This window comes from Pelagibacterium luteolum (assembly GCF_900100665.1).
GTDB classification, from domain to species: Bacteria; Pseudomonadota; Alphaproteobacteria; order Rhizobiales; family Devosiaceae; genus Pelagibacterium; species Pelagibacterium luteolum.
In genome coordinates this window covers 88,013-101,367 of record NZ_FNCS01000001.1, presented here as the reverse complement: position 1 = coordinate 101,367, position 13,355 = coordinate 88,013, and the positions used below count along the sequence as shown (strand labels likewise).

Genomic DNA, 13,355 nt, shown 5'->3' with positions numbered 1-13,355 from the left:
TGCTTTAAGGTCAGATCATACCCATAAGCATCAAAATCAGGATGACGACGAGGATGACGCCAAGAATGCCGGTCGGGCCATAGCCCCAGGACCGGGAATAGCCCCATGTCGGCAGCGCGCCGATCAGAAGCAAAATCAGGATAATTATCAGGATTGTCGAAAGGCCCATTTTGAAATTTCCCTCACAGTGACCATTATGGGCTGTAAAACATTCGTGAGGGCAAAATGGTTCCCGCGGTCAACGTTGATTATACGCGCCGCGCCGTCCCGTCGATTACCGGCCCGTCGCGCTCTGCCGGTGCCTTGGCACCCGGCAGTTGCGAAACGATCCAGCCAACAATAAGCGGGACGATCACGATATCGTCGATCCAGCCCAGAAACGGGATGAAATCGGGCAGGATATCGACCGGCCACACAAGATATGCCACGGCCGCGAAGGTCGCGACCTTGAGGTAAAGCGGGGTGGCCGGCGTCCAGAACGCCTTCCACAACAGCACCACTTCCTTGCGAAACCGCAGGAAGCGAGGCAGCAGAAGTGAAGCGAAGCTCTTGATCATGGAAAATAAATGGGTACGCCGCCCGCCGGTTCAAGGGGTTCGCCACGACCCTCGACATCGTGAGCGAAAAGATTGCCACACCGCTCACCCCACCCCCTCCGTCACCCCGGGTCTTCGCCCGGGACGACATCGGGTATTGGCTGCAATGGTGTACCTTACCACCGATACATGAGGGCCACATCGCTCGCCCCATCCCCAGCCGTCATCCCGGCCGTGAGCCGGGACCCAGTATGCTCCGAATGGGCGATGGCCTCGTCTTACGGCCTCAATCCCGCAAAGAGATCGACCCAATTGGGGTTCTGCTCTTCAATCAACTGAACCTTCCATCCCCTGCGCCATCGCTTGAGCCGCTTTTCGCGCTCGATTGCGCCGTCGATGCTTTCATGGGTCTCGTAATAGACGAGCCGTTCGACGTCATACGCTCGCGTAAACCCCGCAACGGCCTTGTCCCGATGCTCACCGATTCGGCGAAAAAGATCGTTCGTCACCCCAACATACAGCGTTCCGCCAATCCCGCTGGCGAGAATATAAACATAGTAATATCGCTGCGCCCCCATGCCCCCTCCGAGCATACTGGATCCCGGGTCTTCGCCCGGGACGACAGTGTGGTTTGCGGCAGCGCATGAGTCTACCCAATGCTGTTGCCGTACGCCGCACGTTTCGGCCCCCCTTCGCCACATCCCACCCGTGTCATCCCTGCCTTGAGCCGGGACCCAGTATGCTCCACGCCAGAGAGAGCATCCACTTCACCAACCCCACTCCTCCCACCCACACCCATTGTCACACCCCCACAATATTGCGCTGATCTCATCAAACCCTTATGTCTTGCGCCAGCATTGGGAAGGTTCGTCATGGCAGGTCCAGCACAGCGCAATCGCACGGTCGGGGTCGATGTCGGCGGGGTCACGGTCGGCGGTGGCGCGCCCATCGTCGTCCAGTCGATGACCAATACCGACACCGCCGATATCGATGCCACTGTAGCTCAGGTTGCAGCGCTGGCGCGGGCCGGGTCGGAAATCGTGCGCATCACCGTCGATCGCGATGAAGCCGCTGCTGCCGTGCCCATCATCCGCGACCGCCTGATGGTTCGTGGCGTCAACGTGCCCCTGGTCGGCGATTTTCACTATATCGGCCACAAGCTCCTGGCCGATCATCCCGCCTGTGCCGAAGCGCTGGCCAAATACCGCATCAATCCGGGCAATGTCGGGTTCCGCGACAAGCGCGACAAACAATTCTCCCAGATGATCGAGATCGCCAACCGCTACGACAAACCGGTGCGCATCGGGGTCAATTGGGGTTCGCTCGATCAGGAACTGCTCACCGTCCTCATGGATGAAAACGCCGCCCGCGAAACGCCGTGGAGCGCCGCGCATGTCCAGCGCGAGGCCATTATCCGCTCGGCGATCCTATCGGCCGAACGCGCCGAAGAGCTCGGCATGGGCCGCGACAGGATCATCTTGTCCACCAAGGTCTCCGACGTGCAGCAATTGATCGCCGTCTATCAGGAATTGGCCGTCCGCTGCGACTACGCGCTCCATCTCGGCCTCACCGAAGCCGGCATGGGATCAAAGGGCATCGTCGCCTCCTCCGCCGCCCTCGGCATCCTTCTGCAGCAGGGGATCGGCGACACGATCCGCATCTCATTGACCCCCGAACCGGGCGGCGATCGCACCCTCGAGGTCAAAGTAGCTCAGGAACTGCTCCAGACCATGGGCTTCCGCCAGTTCGTCCCCGTCGTTGCCGCATGCCCCGGCTGCGGGCGCACCACCTCGACGACGTTCCAGACCCTCGCCAAGGACATCCAGGACCACCTTTCGACCTCGATGCCCGAATGGCGCGAGAAATATCCCGGGGTCGAAGCCATGTCGGTCGCCGTCATGGGCTGCATCGTCAACGGACCGGGGGAATCCAAGCACGCCGATATCGGCATCTCGCTTCCCGGCACCGGCGAAACCCCCTCGGCCCCGGTGTTCGTCGAGGGTCAGAAGGTCGCCACCCTCAAGGGCGCCGACGTCGCCGACCAGTTCAAGCTGATGGTCGCCGATTACATCGAAAACCGGTTCGGCGCAGGACGGGCCAAACCTGCAGCGGAATAGCTCATGATCATTCAACCCGTCACCTCGATCGCCGATGGCATCGGCCGCGCGTTGGCCGCACTGTGCGCAATCGGCGCCGCCTACGCTTTCATCGCCGCGTTCGCCCTCGACGTCGCGCCCGAAGCGGGCTGGCTGGCGCTGTGGCAGAAATGGGGGTTCGCGATGTTTGCTGCCCTCTTTGCCCTGCTCGCCCTGCGCCCGCGCGCCAGCGCCGGCCTTTGGGAGCTTGCCTTCTTTCACAAGGCGATCATCGGGCTGGCCGGGCTCACCTCCCCCTTCATCCCCGGCGCTGTCCAGGCTGGCATGATCGACTTCGTCCTCGCGCTTATTCTGGCGCTCGCCTATGTGCTTACAAAGGGCTGGACGGCTTGGCGGCGGGCCTGATGTCTGGGCCAAATGGCCAGATCACCATCCGCCGCGCCACCGACGCGGACGCCGTGGAAGCCGCCAGTCTGCTGCGCCGTTCGATTACCGAATTGTGCGTGCCCGACCATGGCAATGATACGGCGCGGCTCTCGCACTGGCTGTCCAACAAGACGCCCGAACATTTTCGCGGCTGGCTCGCCGATCCTTTGAACACGATTTTCGTCGCCATTCTCGATGGCCGGATCGCCAGCGCCGGCGGTATCCGCGAGGGCGAAGGGATCGTTTTGAACTACATCCACCCCGAGATGCGCTTCCGCGGTGTGTCCTCGGCCATGATGGATCATCTCGAGGCCGAGCTGGCCCGGTCGGGCGCCAGCCATGTCGACCTCGTCTCCACCATCACCGCCCGGCGCTTTTACGAACGCCGCGGCTACACCGAGCGCAACCTCCCGCCTGAACAGCGCCCACCCTACGGCATCGCCATGCGGAAGCGCCTGGGCCTCTGACGGCGCCCAACCCAACCTCTCCCTTAGGGGGGAGAGGTCGCCCCGCAGCGGCGGGTGAGGGGGCCTTGCTGGCCGTGCCTAAACCTATTTGTCTTTGCTCGTCCCGGTATTCCGCCCCGGCTCCCAGAGCACGTCCTTTTCACCATTGCCATTGGCCACGCGGGCCAGAACGAACAACAGATCGGACAATCGATTGAGATAGCGGATCGCTTCGGGATTGGTGTCGGGCTCGGCGCGCTTCAAACCCACACAGATGCGTTCGGCGCGGCGCACGATCGTGCGAGCGAGGTGCAGCGAGGCCGACAGATGCGAGCCGCCGGGCAAAACGAACGAGGTGAGCGGCGCCAGCGCTTCGTTGAACTGATCGATCTGGCGTTCCAGCCAATCGATTTGCCGCGCGGTGACCCGCAGCGCCGCATATTTGCGCCCCTCATCGGGTCCGGGTGTTGCAAGGTCGGACCCGAGGTCGAACAAATCGTTCTGGATGGTGCCCAGCGCATGGTCGACCCGCATCATGCTCGATGTGTGGAGCCGCACCAGTCCGATGGCCGAATTGGCTTCATCGACAGTGCCATACGCTTCCACCCGCAGATCGTCCTTGTCCCGCCGCGGTCCATCGACCAGCCCGGTGGTGCCGTCATCGCCGGTCTTTGTATAAATCTTGTTGAGCTTGACCATGCGGGCTCCCTAGCGTTGCGGTCCGAAGAAAAACAGCGCCGCCATCAGAAGCGCCACGGCGATCGCCTGCATGATGACGCGGGCCCGCATCAGCTTCTGGCTGGTGTTGCCCGAGCCGCCCTTGAACATGTTCCACAGTCCCATGAACAGGATCACCGCCGTCGCCGCGATGGCGAGAATGATCAAAATATTTGTTGCCGCTTCCATGGCGTCGCCTTCATCTTTCTGGCCCTGTCGACTCTCTACGCTTGGGGGCCGTCAACGGGTCATGCCCCATTTCGTCGCGCCGTACCAGAGCCCGCAGGGCGCCAATCGGCACAGCGCTGTCGCCAACTCGGGTACAGCCCTGTCGATCATCGGCACAATCGCCGATCTCGAACCATATATGTAGGGTTGTGCGGGGACGATTGGACCATCGCCACGAAGTGGGTTCAGCCAGAAAAATCCTAATGTATTGATTTACAATGCGTTATTTCGACGTGAAGTTGTCCACGCGCACCAAAAATGCCTTAAGATATCTGCTGTGGGCGAGGCAATTGCTGTTTTACGTTTCGGAGCGCGAAGACCAGCGCAGCGCGGCTGAATAAATCAAAACCCGAGCGCTGCTTTCACATCGGTGGCGCTCCATCCTGTTGCACGCAGATCCGCCAAGCTTTCCGAACCCTTTGATTTTGATAGCTTTTCTTTGGCTTCGTCGGTCACCAGTGCATGGTGCGTATATATTGGTGTGGCCAGTCCCAGCAATTTCTGCAGCAGTACGTGGATGTCGGTCGCCGCATAAAGGTCCATCCCGCGCGTAACATGGGTTACGCCCTGCAGCGCATCGTCCACTACCACCGAGATATGATAGCTCGTCGGCGTATCCTTGCGCACCAGCACCACATCTCCCCATCGCACCGGGTCTGCGATGCGCCGCATCGGCGCTGCTTGCGGCGTCGGCATGGCTTCGGTCATGAATATTTCGCCTGCTGTTTCAATGGCTTTGCCCATGTCGATCCGCCATTGAACCGGCACGCCGGCTACCAGTTTCTCGGTGCGTTTAGCGGCGTAACGATGCTTGCACGTGCCCGGATAAAGCGGCGCTCCCTCGGGATCGGTTCCCCCATCGCTCGCCGCCCGGATTTCGCTGCGCGAACAAAAGCATGGGTAGAGCAAATCCTTCGATTTCAGCGTCTCGGCGGCCTTGCGATAGTCATCGAAATGCTGGGACTGCACACGCACCGGCTCGGGGTATCTGAGGCCAAGCCATTGCAAATCCTCAAAAACTCCTGCGACAAATTCGGGTCGACATCGTTTGGTATCGATGTCTTCGATCCGCAGCAGCACAATCCCGCCCATGTCTTTCGCCCAGCGGTCGGTCAATAGGGCCGAATAGGCATGCCCCATATGAAGCCGGCCGTTCGGGCTTGGCGCAAATCGCAAAATCGGTTGAGATGGTTCTGACATGACCCGCCCAAAATCCTCGTCCCAAGGCCCTATCACGATGGCGTCCACGCCTCCAGTCCGCCTGACGTCCCCCGACGCACTTGCCTTTCATCTCAATGGCTTGGGCGGTCTCGACCCGCGTCTGGCCGCAGCCATCGCCAAGGCGGGGGAGGTCAGTTTGCGTACGTCGCCAAGCGGGTTCGAAGGCATGTCGCGGGTAATCTGTGGGCAGCAGCTTTCGGTCGCATCGGCCCGTGCCATATGGGGCCGCGTCGAAGCGCTTGGCGCCACCACACCCGAGGCCTATCTCGGTTTCGATGAGGAAACCCTGCGGAAAACAGGGCTTTCGCGCGGAAAATTCGAAACCATTCGCGGCCTCGCCATCGCCATTGGCGAAGGGCAGTTGAACTTTGCCGAGATCGACGAGATGGACCCCGATGCCGCTATCGCAACGCTGACGCAACTCAAGGGGATCGGGCCATGGACGGCTGAAATCTATCTCTTGTTCTGCGCGGGACACCCTGACATTTTCCCGGCAGGCGACCTCGCGCTGCAAAAGGCGGTCGCGCACGCCTTTGCGCTTCCCGCTCGCCCCTTGCCGAAAGATTTGATACCGCTGGCAGCCGACTGGTCGCCCCATCGCGGTGCGGCGGCATTGATGTTCTGGCGCTATTTTTCGGCGATGAAAAATTCCGATGCCTGGGATGCACTTTAACAAAACCAAGGACTTGCCTGTGACCGAACCTGTCAAACTCTCCGGCCCCATGCTCCCACCCGCATCGGGTAATGGAAAAAGTCTCGTCGTCCTTTTGCACGGCTATGGCTCGGATGGGCGCGACCTGATCGGGCTCGGCCAGTTCTGGCACGACAGTTTTCCCGATACGATTTTCGTCGCGCCCAACGCCCCGGAAGTCTGCGGGGTCATTTCGACCGGATATCAATGGTTTCCAGTTGATTTCGACCGCGAGCGCGACTTTTCCCGCATGGAAGGCGCCGCGAAAGTCCAGCCGGTCGTTGAAAGCTTTCTCAAGGATTTGTGGGCGCAAACCGGGCTCGGGCCATCCGAGACGATCCTTGTCGGGTTCTCGCAGGGCGCCATGATGGCGCTCTATACCGGCCTGCGATTGACCACGCCGCTCAAGGGGATCATCGCCTTTTCTGGCTTGCTCATTTCGCCCGAGAAACTTGAAGCGGAGATCGCCTCGAAGCCGCCGGTTCTGTTGGTCCACGGGGATATCGATGAAGTGGTTCCCGTCATTGGAAGCGAGGCCGCGCTACCTGTCCTCCTCAATCTTTCGGTCGATGCGCAACTCCACATTTCGTCGGGCTTCGGGCACACCATCGCCCAGGACGGGCTCGAGGCGGCCACTGACTTCCTCCGCCGTCACCTGCTGCCCTAAGCGAAGCGTTTTCAACAAAGTTCTTCACAGCCCTGTCACATCGGGCGTAGAGTATGAGAATGGAATCGCCGGAGCGCTTCCGGCACGCGGTGAGAGCGCATTCGAGTTGGGAGCGCGACGGGGATGATGATCCATTCCCCGGAGGGTTTTTGTGACAATTCATGTGTCACCCGAGTCGTGCCCAACTCTGGTTCTGAACGCCGATTTCAGGCCGCTCAGCTATTATCCATTGTCCTTGTGGAACTGGCAGGACGCCATAAAGGCTGTTTGCCTAGAGCGCGTTCACATCGTTTCGGAATATGACAAAATCGTCCGAAGTCCGAGCTTTGAAATGCGCCTCCCAAGCGTTATTTCGCTCAAAGACTATGTTCAGCCCGCCAAATACCCCGCCTTCACCCGCTTCAATGTTTTCCTGCGCGATCGCTTTCAGTGCCAGTATTGCGGCTCCCGCCACGATCTGACGTTCGATCACGTCATCCCCCGTTCCAAGGGTGGCCGGACAACATGGGAAAATATCGTCGCTGCCTGTTCACCCTGCAATCTGCGCAAGGCCAACAGGACGCCCCGGGAAATCGGGATGATCCCCAAACAATCGCCTTACCAGCCCACGGTTCACGATCTGCACAACAACGGTCGCGCCTTTACGCCCAACTATCTCCACGATAGCTGGCTCGATTATCTCTATTGGGATATCGAACTCGAGCCGTAATCAGGCAGGTTTGTTACGCAACTGCCCGATGATCGCGAGGAGCAGAAGCACGACGATCGCTGCGGAAATCAGCGCGTTGAACCCGGCCAGCGAGACGCCGAACAGTTCCCATTGGACGGCGTCGCACGGTACGATCCGCACATCGCTCATGTCGCCAAGCATGTCGAGGCTCATGGCGTCGTCGCCAACGCCGGTGCAGCTTTGCGGCCCCGGCCACCAGCCCCATTCGACACCCGAGTGATAGACGCCAACCCCAGTGCCCCAGGCGAAAAGTGCTGCGGTGATGCCTATCAGGCCAGCACGGATCGGGGCCGTGAGCCGCTTCCAGAAGATCAACGCCAAGGCAAGGATGGGCAGGCCGATGTAGTAGGGCCAGCGCTGGGTAAGGCAAAGCTCACACGGATAAAGCCCGCCGATATACTGGAAGGCGAGGGCGCCCAGGATCGACGCAAGCCCAAGAGCGAAGGCGATCGCGGCGCGGAGCCGATCGGTTGCGGATGAAATCAGGTGTGCCATTTGGGTTCAGCCTATCAAAGAAATCGGATCGCGGCGAAACCGCCAACGAGCAGCACTGTAAACACAAGCGTCATCAGCCCCAGGCGCTTTTCGATAAACTCTCGGATCGCCGGCCCGAAGAAGTAAAGGAGCGTGGCGACGAGGAAAAACCGGGCGCCGCGGGAGATGACAGACCCCAGGATAAACACCGGCAGCGCCAGCCCGGCGAAGCCCGACGCAATCGTAAAGACTTTATAGGGCACAGGCGTAAACCCGGCGATGAAAACGATCAGCAATCCGTAATCGGCGAACCAGGCCTGCAATTGCTCGAATGCTGCATCATAGTGATAAAATTCGATGATCGGGCGCGCGAGGGGCTCGAACAGGTACATCCCGATCAGATAGCCGAAAATGCCTCCTAGCACCGAAAATACGGTGCATAGCGCGGCATTCCAGAACGCCGATTTACGATCGGCGACCACCATCGGAATCAGCATGACATCGGGCGGGATGGGAAAGAACGAGCTTTCGGCAAAGCTCACGCCGGCCAGTGCATAGGGCGCCTTGCGGCTGGCGGCCATGTCCATGGCCCAGTCGTATAGTCTGCGAAGCATGCTTTATATGGCGTCCCGTTCGATTTCGGCGCGCGAAGCCTTGTCCGATGCGCCACAGGATTTCAATTGCGATCACGCCGGATTTACGGCGGCGGCGCCCGATCTCGTTCCTATCCTACAAAAGCGCCGGAAAGAGCAAGTGCGATGCAATTGACCGATTGACGCCAGAGCCGCTTTGCCTATAGTCCGCCGCGTTGCCGAACCTGCTGCGGGCGTGGCGGAACTGGTAGACGCGCCAGACTCAAAATCTGGTTCTGGAAACAGAGTGTCGGTTCGATTCCGACCGCCCGCACCATCCTTCCCTTGTCCGTGGACCACCATCTCATTCTAGCCAAGGGAAAACCATGAGCGACTGGATCATCTCGACCATCACCGAATGGGGTTATGTCGGCATCTTCATGCTCATGGTGGCCGAAAACGTCTTCCCACCCATTCCGTCCGAACTGATCATGCCGTTCGCAGGCTTTGCCGCGGCAAATGGCCAGCTCAACGGGCTGGGTGTGCTCCTGGCGGGCAGTGCAGGCTCGTTGTTTGGCACCATGCTGTGGTATTTCGCGGCACGCCTCTTGGGGCTGAAACGCTTCCATGCGCTCTGCAACAAGCTCGGCCGGGTCGCCACCATCACCGAGCGCGATATCGACATGGCTGTCGACTGGTTCGCGCGCTATGGCGTCTGGGCGGTATTGATCGGCAGGCTCATCCCCGCCATCCGCACCCTGATCTCCGTCCCTGCAGGGCTGGCTGCGATGCCGTTCTGGAAATTTTTGGGCATCTCGGCCATCGGCACATTGGCGTGGACCGCAATCCTCACCGGCGCAGGCTACGTTCTCCACGAGGGCTATCATATCGTTGAAGCCTGGGTGGATCCCGTCTCGACGGGCGTCGTGGTCCTCGCGGTGGTGATCTATATCTATCGCTTCGTCACATGGAAGCCGATCAAGGACATCGGCTGATCGCCATTACGACCAGAACCGCTTGACTGCCAGGACCTCATCCAGACGTTCGGAAGCGGTCGCTAAAAGTACGGATTTGTCCAGGGTGCGCCCCACTTCGGTATCGATCGTTGTCAAATCGTTGAGCTCGCCCAAGGCATCCTGAAGCGCGCCCAGCCGGTTGCTCAGCTTTTGATGGTGCTTGGCCTTGCGCTTGCCGTCATAGACCGCTGCAAAGAACTCGGTGCCATAGCGTAGCGTCTTGGCGAGCTTGCGGGTTTCGTGCCGTTCCTGGTCGGTCCGAACGGCAAATCCCTTGGCTGACGCTTTGAGTTTGCGAAACAATTTGTCCAGCGCGCTGTTTGCCAAATCCACGACAGGGAGTTTTGCCGCGGCCCTGCCTTGGGGCGCCGAGCTTGCCGCACCATCGGTAAGCCATTGCACGATATCGAGCATCAGGAGACGCGGTCGCGCCTGGATCAGCGTCTCGCCAAGCGTGCGGTAGGCCGCGTCGCGGGCTTCCTGCACAAGGGCCGCCTCGGGGCCCTGCGGCATCGCGGCGAGCTTGATATCGAGATCGCGCGCCGTGCCCAATATCCCGGCAAGCCATTTGAGCTCATCATTGAACGCGTCGCGCGAGTGGGGATCGAGGACGGCCTTGAAAATCTTTAGCGCCGACCGCAGCCGCCGCAGGCCTACACGCGCCTGGTGCAGCGCCTCGGGCGTCTGGCGGCGCAGCAGAATATCTTCGTTGAGCCTGTATTGCGCGATGCATGAGGAAGCGATGAGAAAGAATGCGTCTTCGACCGATCCATTTGGGTCGATCCTCACGGCGTCGGCTTTCACGCTATCCTCGAGCGGTCCGAGCAGGCCGTAGCCGAGATCTGATTTGGCGCGTACGCCGATTCTTATCGGCGCGATCGCGTCGAGGGATCGGGCGAGATCGAATAGCGCGTCAGTCGAGCCCGATTTGAGTTCCAGCTCTGCCTCGCTCAGCGCCTGGTAGCGATCCGCTGCTTTCACCGTGCCCATATCGAGCGCGATCTCAACCGTGCTGCCATCGTGTTCCGCGAGCACTACGCGCCGCTCGACGTCGAGCGAAAAGGTTTCAGCCATGGCGCTGCGGGTTTGGGGCGGAAGGCCGGCAAGCGGTGTGTCAGCGATATCGATTGCGCGATCTGGCACCGGCTTTTCCCACTCGTCGCGGTCGAAAAGGCCGACCCCGTTGCGTGAGCCCGACTTGATGGTCTGGATCCACTGATGGCCATCGTGGCGTAACCTCAAAGTCATGCCCGATTTGAGCAGGAACTGTGCAGGCGTATCGAAATAGACCGAATGCAACGAACGGTGAGTGATCTCGCCACGTGTCGTAAGCCAGTGGCCCGCAGCGTCGGCGTGGTCGGGCAACAGCGTCAGCTTGAGTTCGATTTCCTTGGTCATCTCACACCGGTTCCTGCCGTCTATCCGTTATGTGATCACAAATCCGGGGTGGTCTGGAACATCCCATATCTCAGGGCGTTAAGGTTTTCGCAATGAAAGTTAACGCGGGTGGGTAGTGTCATGTTGAGCATCGGATCTCTCGAACCGGACGATATCCCGGCCACTGTCGACCTGCATAGAAAGAATCTCCGCCTGGGGTTGTTCCCAAAGCTCGGGCGGGAATTTCTTGGCCTTTATCAGCGCAGTTTTGCCCAATCTCCGTATGGAATAGCGCTTGTCGCGCGTGGGGACGATGGCGTGATAGGCGCGTTGTTTGCGACGACATCAAATGCCGAGCATTACCGTTGGGTCACTCGCAATATGGGTATGCAGATGGCGATGGTGGGCGGCACCGCAATGCTTACTCATCCGCACGCCGCAATCACCTTCGCGCGTACGCGATTGGGACGATACTCACGCGGTCTGGCGCGCCATATGGGTCTTACCGCCTCTTCGCCGAGCACCGGCGCGGTCGCGCCGCAGCTGTCGGTTCTCAGTCACATCGTGACGTCAGATGCCGCTCGGAGGCGCGGGATAGGACGCCAGCTCATCGAGACGTTTAAGGCAAAAGCGAGTGCGCGGGGCGTTCACAAAGCCGTCCTCGTCACAGAGGAGGGTGGACTCGGTACCCCATTCTTTGAAAGGCTCGGGTGCCGGCTGGTCAATTCCCGTCAGTCTCAGGATGGTGCGGTCTTGCGTGAATACAAAATGATCTTGGACGAGGAAGGTGCTTATGAGGATTTGGACGACAATCGCAATCATCGGATTGTTGTCCGTGCCTATCCAAACCGTCTGGGCGCAGTCCATCCTTCTCCACTCGGTGCTGCAGCAGAGCGCAGCTGATACCCTATCCATTTTACCCTTGGCGCCGCATCAGGGCGGCGCCGAGCCGCTGTCGGCCAACGAAACTCATCCCAACGCCAAGCGGCTAGCCAGCCAGATTGCTCTGGCGCTCACGACTTATGCGGACGGTGAAACGGAAGCCGATATCGCTGGGCGTTTGGGTTTTGCCGGTCAGCACGCTGTTGAACTCGCGCCATTGCTGTATGTCCCTGGGACGTGGTCCGAGGGTCGCATTATCTACCCGCAACTGGGCGGCCTGACCGACACCCGTATCTCGGTAATGGTGGTCACGGAACAGCTGGTCGGCACCGACACCGGTCTGCAAGCCTTTGTGCGCACGCTCGATATCAGACTTGTGATGTCAAACGGCGTCTGGCGGTTCGATCGTCTTGCGTCCACTGGCGTAACGCCGGTGATGCCGCCCACCATGTTGTCCGCTGAGGCCCTTGCAGTGGTCAACGATCCGCGGATCGAAATGCCGGACTCCGCGCGGTGGGACATTTTTTCAGGCCAGATCTCGGATAAATTGCTGCGGTTGATGGCGCGGCTCGCCGATATTACGCCTTATGGTGTCGTGACGCTTTCGGAAGGGCATCCCTACGAGGTGTTCGGCACCGACCGGCAGTCCGACCATACCCGCGGCCGTGCCGTCGACATCTACAGGATCGGCGAAAATCTGGTGATCGACGAGCAGGCACAGGGGACAGCGACATACGAGGTCGTTCGCTGGCTTTATGACCAGCCCGAATTGAGCCAGGTCGGATCGCCATGGGACATCGATGGGTCAGACCGGCGGTCGTTCACTGACCGGGTGCATCTCGACCATCTTCATGTCGCTGTAACGCCGTAAAGCGGTTAGGCGCGGCGACGAATGGGTTCATGCGCCATCATCTGGGCGCGGTCGTAACTCGTGCGAGATTGAGAAATGGCATCCTGGTGCTCGGCGGCCCAATCCCACAGCGCGCCAATCGGACCGGTGAGGGTTTGCCCGAGCTCGGTCAGGGCATATTCAACGCGCGGCGGAATTTCCGGATAAACGGTTCGCGTCACCAGACCATCGCGTTCGAGATTGCGCAGGGTGAGGGTCAGCATGCGCTGGGAAACGCCGTCAATTGCGCGGCGCAGTTCGGAAAACCGCATGGTGCCGCCTTTTAGTCGCCCCACCACCATGACGCTCCATTTGTCGCCGATGCGGTTCAAAATATCGCCCATCGCCGTGCAAACCATTGCTTCGTCGGGCTCGACGGACATCGAA

Annotated in this window: 20 protein-coding genes and 1 tRNA gene; 11 read left to right on the top strand and 10 right to left on the bottom strand. The window is 60.1% G+C overall.

Going from position 1 to position 13,355, the window contains the following annotated elements:
- Positions 1 to 10: 10 nt before the first annotated feature.
- From BLR31_RS00540 to BLR31_RS00530, 3 genes are all read right to left on the bottom strand, one after another.
- Positions 11 to 169 (bottom strand): DUF3309 domain-containing protein, encoded by a 159-nt coding sequence (locus BLR31_RS00540; protein WP_090589621.1) that lies wholly within the window; start codon positions 167 to 169, stop codon positions 11 to 13.
- Between the two features lie 79 nt (positions 170 to 248).
- Entirely contained in the window at positions 249 to 557 is a 309-nt protein-coding gene (locus BLR31_RS00535) for a YkvA family protein (protein ID WP_090589617.1), read from the bottom strand.
- 257 nt (positions 558 to 814) lie between these two features.
- Positions 815 to 1,114 carry a GIY-YIG nuclease family protein gene (locus tag BLR31_RS00530; protein ID WP_090591918.1) on the bottom strand — a complete coding sequence of 100 codons (300 nt, stop codon included), beginning with the start codon at positions 1,112 to 1,114 and terminating at the stop codon, positions 815 to 817.
- 294 nt (positions 1,115 to 1,408) lie between these two features.
- On the opposite strand from BLR31_RS00530, the gene ispG reads away from it, so the two are divergent.
- Genes ispG through BLR31_RS00520 form a run of 3 tightly spaced genes read left to right on the top strand, consistent with a single transcriptional unit; the run spans position 1,409 to position 3,525 of the window.
- Complete coding sequence (gene ispG, locus BLR31_RS00525; protein ID WP_090589615.1) at positions 1,409 to 2,653, top strand: flavodoxin-dependent (E)-4-hydroxy-3-methylbut-2-enyl-diphosphate synthase; 1,245 nt, start codon at positions 1,409 to 1,411, stop codon at positions 2,651 to 2,653.
- Between the two features lie 3 nt (positions 2,654 to 2,656).
- Entirely contained in the window at positions 2,657 to 3,037 is a 381-nt protein-coding gene (locus tag BLR31_RS21505) for a hypothetical protein (protein ID WP_176762439.1), read from the top strand.
- Complete coding sequence (locus tag BLR31_RS00520; RefSeq protein WP_176762438.1) at positions 3,037 to 3,525, top strand: GNAT family N-acetyltransferase; 489 nt, start codon at positions 3,037 to 3,039, stop codon at positions 3,523 to 3,525. The genes BLR31_RS21505 and BLR31_RS00520 overlap by 1 nt, the downstream gene beginning before the upstream one ends.
- An 84-nt stretch (positions 3,526 to 3,609) precedes the next feature.
- Here BLR31_RS00520 and BLR31_RS00515 read toward each other — a convergent pair whose 3' ends face one another.
- Both BLR31_RS00515 and BLR31_RS00510 read right to left on the bottom strand, forming a co-directional pair.
- Positions 3,610 to 4,203 (bottom strand): cob(I)yrinic acid a,c-diamide adenosyltransferase, encoded by a 594-nt coding sequence (locus BLR31_RS00515; RefSeq protein ID WP_090589607.1) that lies wholly within the window; start codon positions 4,201 to 4,203, stop codon positions 3,610 to 3,612.
- Between the two features lie 9 nt (positions 4,204 to 4,212).
- On the bottom strand, positions 4,213 to 4,410 hold the full coding sequence (locus BLR31_RS00510) for a twin transmembrane helix small protein (RefSeq protein ID WP_090589604.1): 198 nt from the start codon (positions 4,408 to 4,410) through the stop codon (positions 4,213 to 4,215).
- Positions 4,411 to 4,471: 61 nt separating this feature from the next.
- Between BLR31_RS00510 and BLR31_RS22165 the strand changes: the two genes are divergently transcribed.
- Positions 4,472 to 4,594, top strand: coding sequence for a hypothetical protein (locus BLR31_RS22165; protein WP_280139100.1), 123 nt, complete (start codon positions 4,472 to 4,474; stop codon positions 4,592 to 4,594).
- Positions 4,595 to 4,791: 197 nt separating this feature from the next.
- On the opposite strand, the gene gluQRS is transcribed toward BLR31_RS22165, so the two are convergent.
- A complete protein-coding gene (gene gluQRS / locus BLR31_RS00505; protein ID WP_090589600.1) occupies positions 4,792 to 5,649 on the bottom strand; it encodes a tRNA glutamyl-Q(34) synthetase GluQRS in 858 nt (285 codons plus the stop codon).
- Here gluQRS and BLR31_RS00500 point away from each other — a divergent pair.
- From BLR31_RS00500 to BLR31_RS00490, 3 genes are all read left to right on the top strand, one after another.
- Positions 5,648 to 6,343 carry a DNA-3-methyladenine glycosylase family protein gene (locus tag BLR31_RS00500; RefSeq protein WP_244504906.1) on the top strand — a complete coding sequence of 232 codons (696 nt, stop codon included), beginning with the start codon at positions 5,648 to 5,650 and terminating at the stop codon, positions 6,341 to 6,343. The genes gluQRS and BLR31_RS00500 overlap by 2 nt on opposite strands.
- Before the next feature lie 19 nt (positions 6,344 to 6,362).
- A complete protein-coding gene (locus BLR31_RS00495) occupies positions 6,363 to 7,028 on the top strand; it encodes an alpha/beta hydrolase (protein ID WP_176762437.1) in 666 nt (221 codons plus the stop codon).
- 151 nt (positions 7,029 to 7,179) lie between these two features.
- Positions 7,180 to 7,737, top strand: coding sequence for an HNH endonuclease (locus tag BLR31_RS00490; RefSeq protein WP_090589589.1), 558 nt, complete (start codon positions 7,180 to 7,182; stop codon positions 7,735 to 7,737).
- Here BLR31_RS00490 and BLR31_RS00485 read toward each other — a convergent pair whose 3' ends face one another.
- Entirely contained in the window at positions 7,738 to 8,253 is a 516-nt protein-coding gene (locus tag BLR31_RS00485) for a disulfide bond formation protein B (RefSeq protein WP_090589586.1), read from the bottom strand. It abuts the gene before it with no gap.
- Between the two features lie 14 nt (positions 8,254 to 8,267).
- The gene (locus tag BLR31_RS00480) at positions 8,268 to 8,846 is read right to left on the bottom strand and encodes a YqaA family protein (RefSeq protein ID WP_090589584.1); all 579 of its coding nucleotides are present in this window, start codon (positions 8,844 to 8,846) and stop codon (positions 8,268 to 8,270) included.
- A 208-nt stretch (positions 8,847 to 9,054) separates the two neighbouring features.
- On the opposite strand from BLR31_RS00480, the gene BLR31_RS00475 reads away from it, so the two are divergent.
- Both BLR31_RS00475 and BLR31_RS00470 read left to right on the top strand, forming a co-directional pair.
- Positions 9,055 to 9,141, top strand: a tRNA-Leu gene (locus BLR31_RS00475).
- Positions 9,142 to 9,190: 49 nt separating this feature from the next.
- Positions 9,191 to 9,799: a DedA family protein gene (locus BLR31_RS00470; RefSeq protein ID WP_090589580.1), complete on the top strand. Its 609-nt coding sequence runs from the start codon at positions 9,191 to 9,193 to the stop codon at positions 9,797 to 9,799.
- A 6-nt stretch (positions 9,800 to 9,805) separates the two neighbouring features.
- On the opposite strand, the gene BLR31_RS00465 is transcribed toward BLR31_RS00470, so the two are convergent.
- Entirely contained in the window at positions 9,806 to 11,218 is a 1,413-nt protein-coding gene (locus BLR31_RS00465; protein ID WP_090589576.1) for a CYTH and CHAD domain-containing protein, read from the bottom strand.
- A 120-nt stretch (positions 11,219 to 11,338) separates the two neighbouring features.
- Between BLR31_RS00465 and BLR31_RS00460 the strand changes: the two genes are divergently transcribed.
- Both BLR31_RS00460 and BLR31_RS00455 read left to right on the top strand, forming a co-directional pair.
- Complete coding sequence (locus tag BLR31_RS00460; RefSeq protein ID WP_090589572.1) at positions 11,339 to 12,100, top strand: GNAT family N-acetyltransferase; 762 nt, start codon at positions 11,339 to 11,341, stop codon at positions 12,098 to 12,100.
- Positions 12,033 to 12,950, top strand: a complete 918-nt coding sequence (locus BLR31_RS00455; RefSeq protein ID WP_143009271.1) for a hypothetical protein — start codon at positions 12,033 to 12,035, stop codon at positions 12,948 to 12,950. Before BLR31_RS00460 ends, BLR31_RS00455 begins: the two co-directional genes overlap by 68 nt.
- A gap of 5 nt (positions 12,951 to 12,955) precedes the next feature.
- On the opposite strand, the gene BLR31_RS00450 is transcribed toward BLR31_RS00455, so the two are convergent.
- Positions 12,956 to 13,351 (bottom strand): winged helix-turn-helix transcriptional regulator, encoded by a 396-nt coding sequence (locus BLR31_RS00450; RefSeq protein WP_176762436.1) that lies wholly within the window; start codon positions 13,349 to 13,351, stop codon positions 12,956 to 12,958.
- Between the last annotated feature and the right edge of the window lie 4 nt (positions 13,352 to 13,355).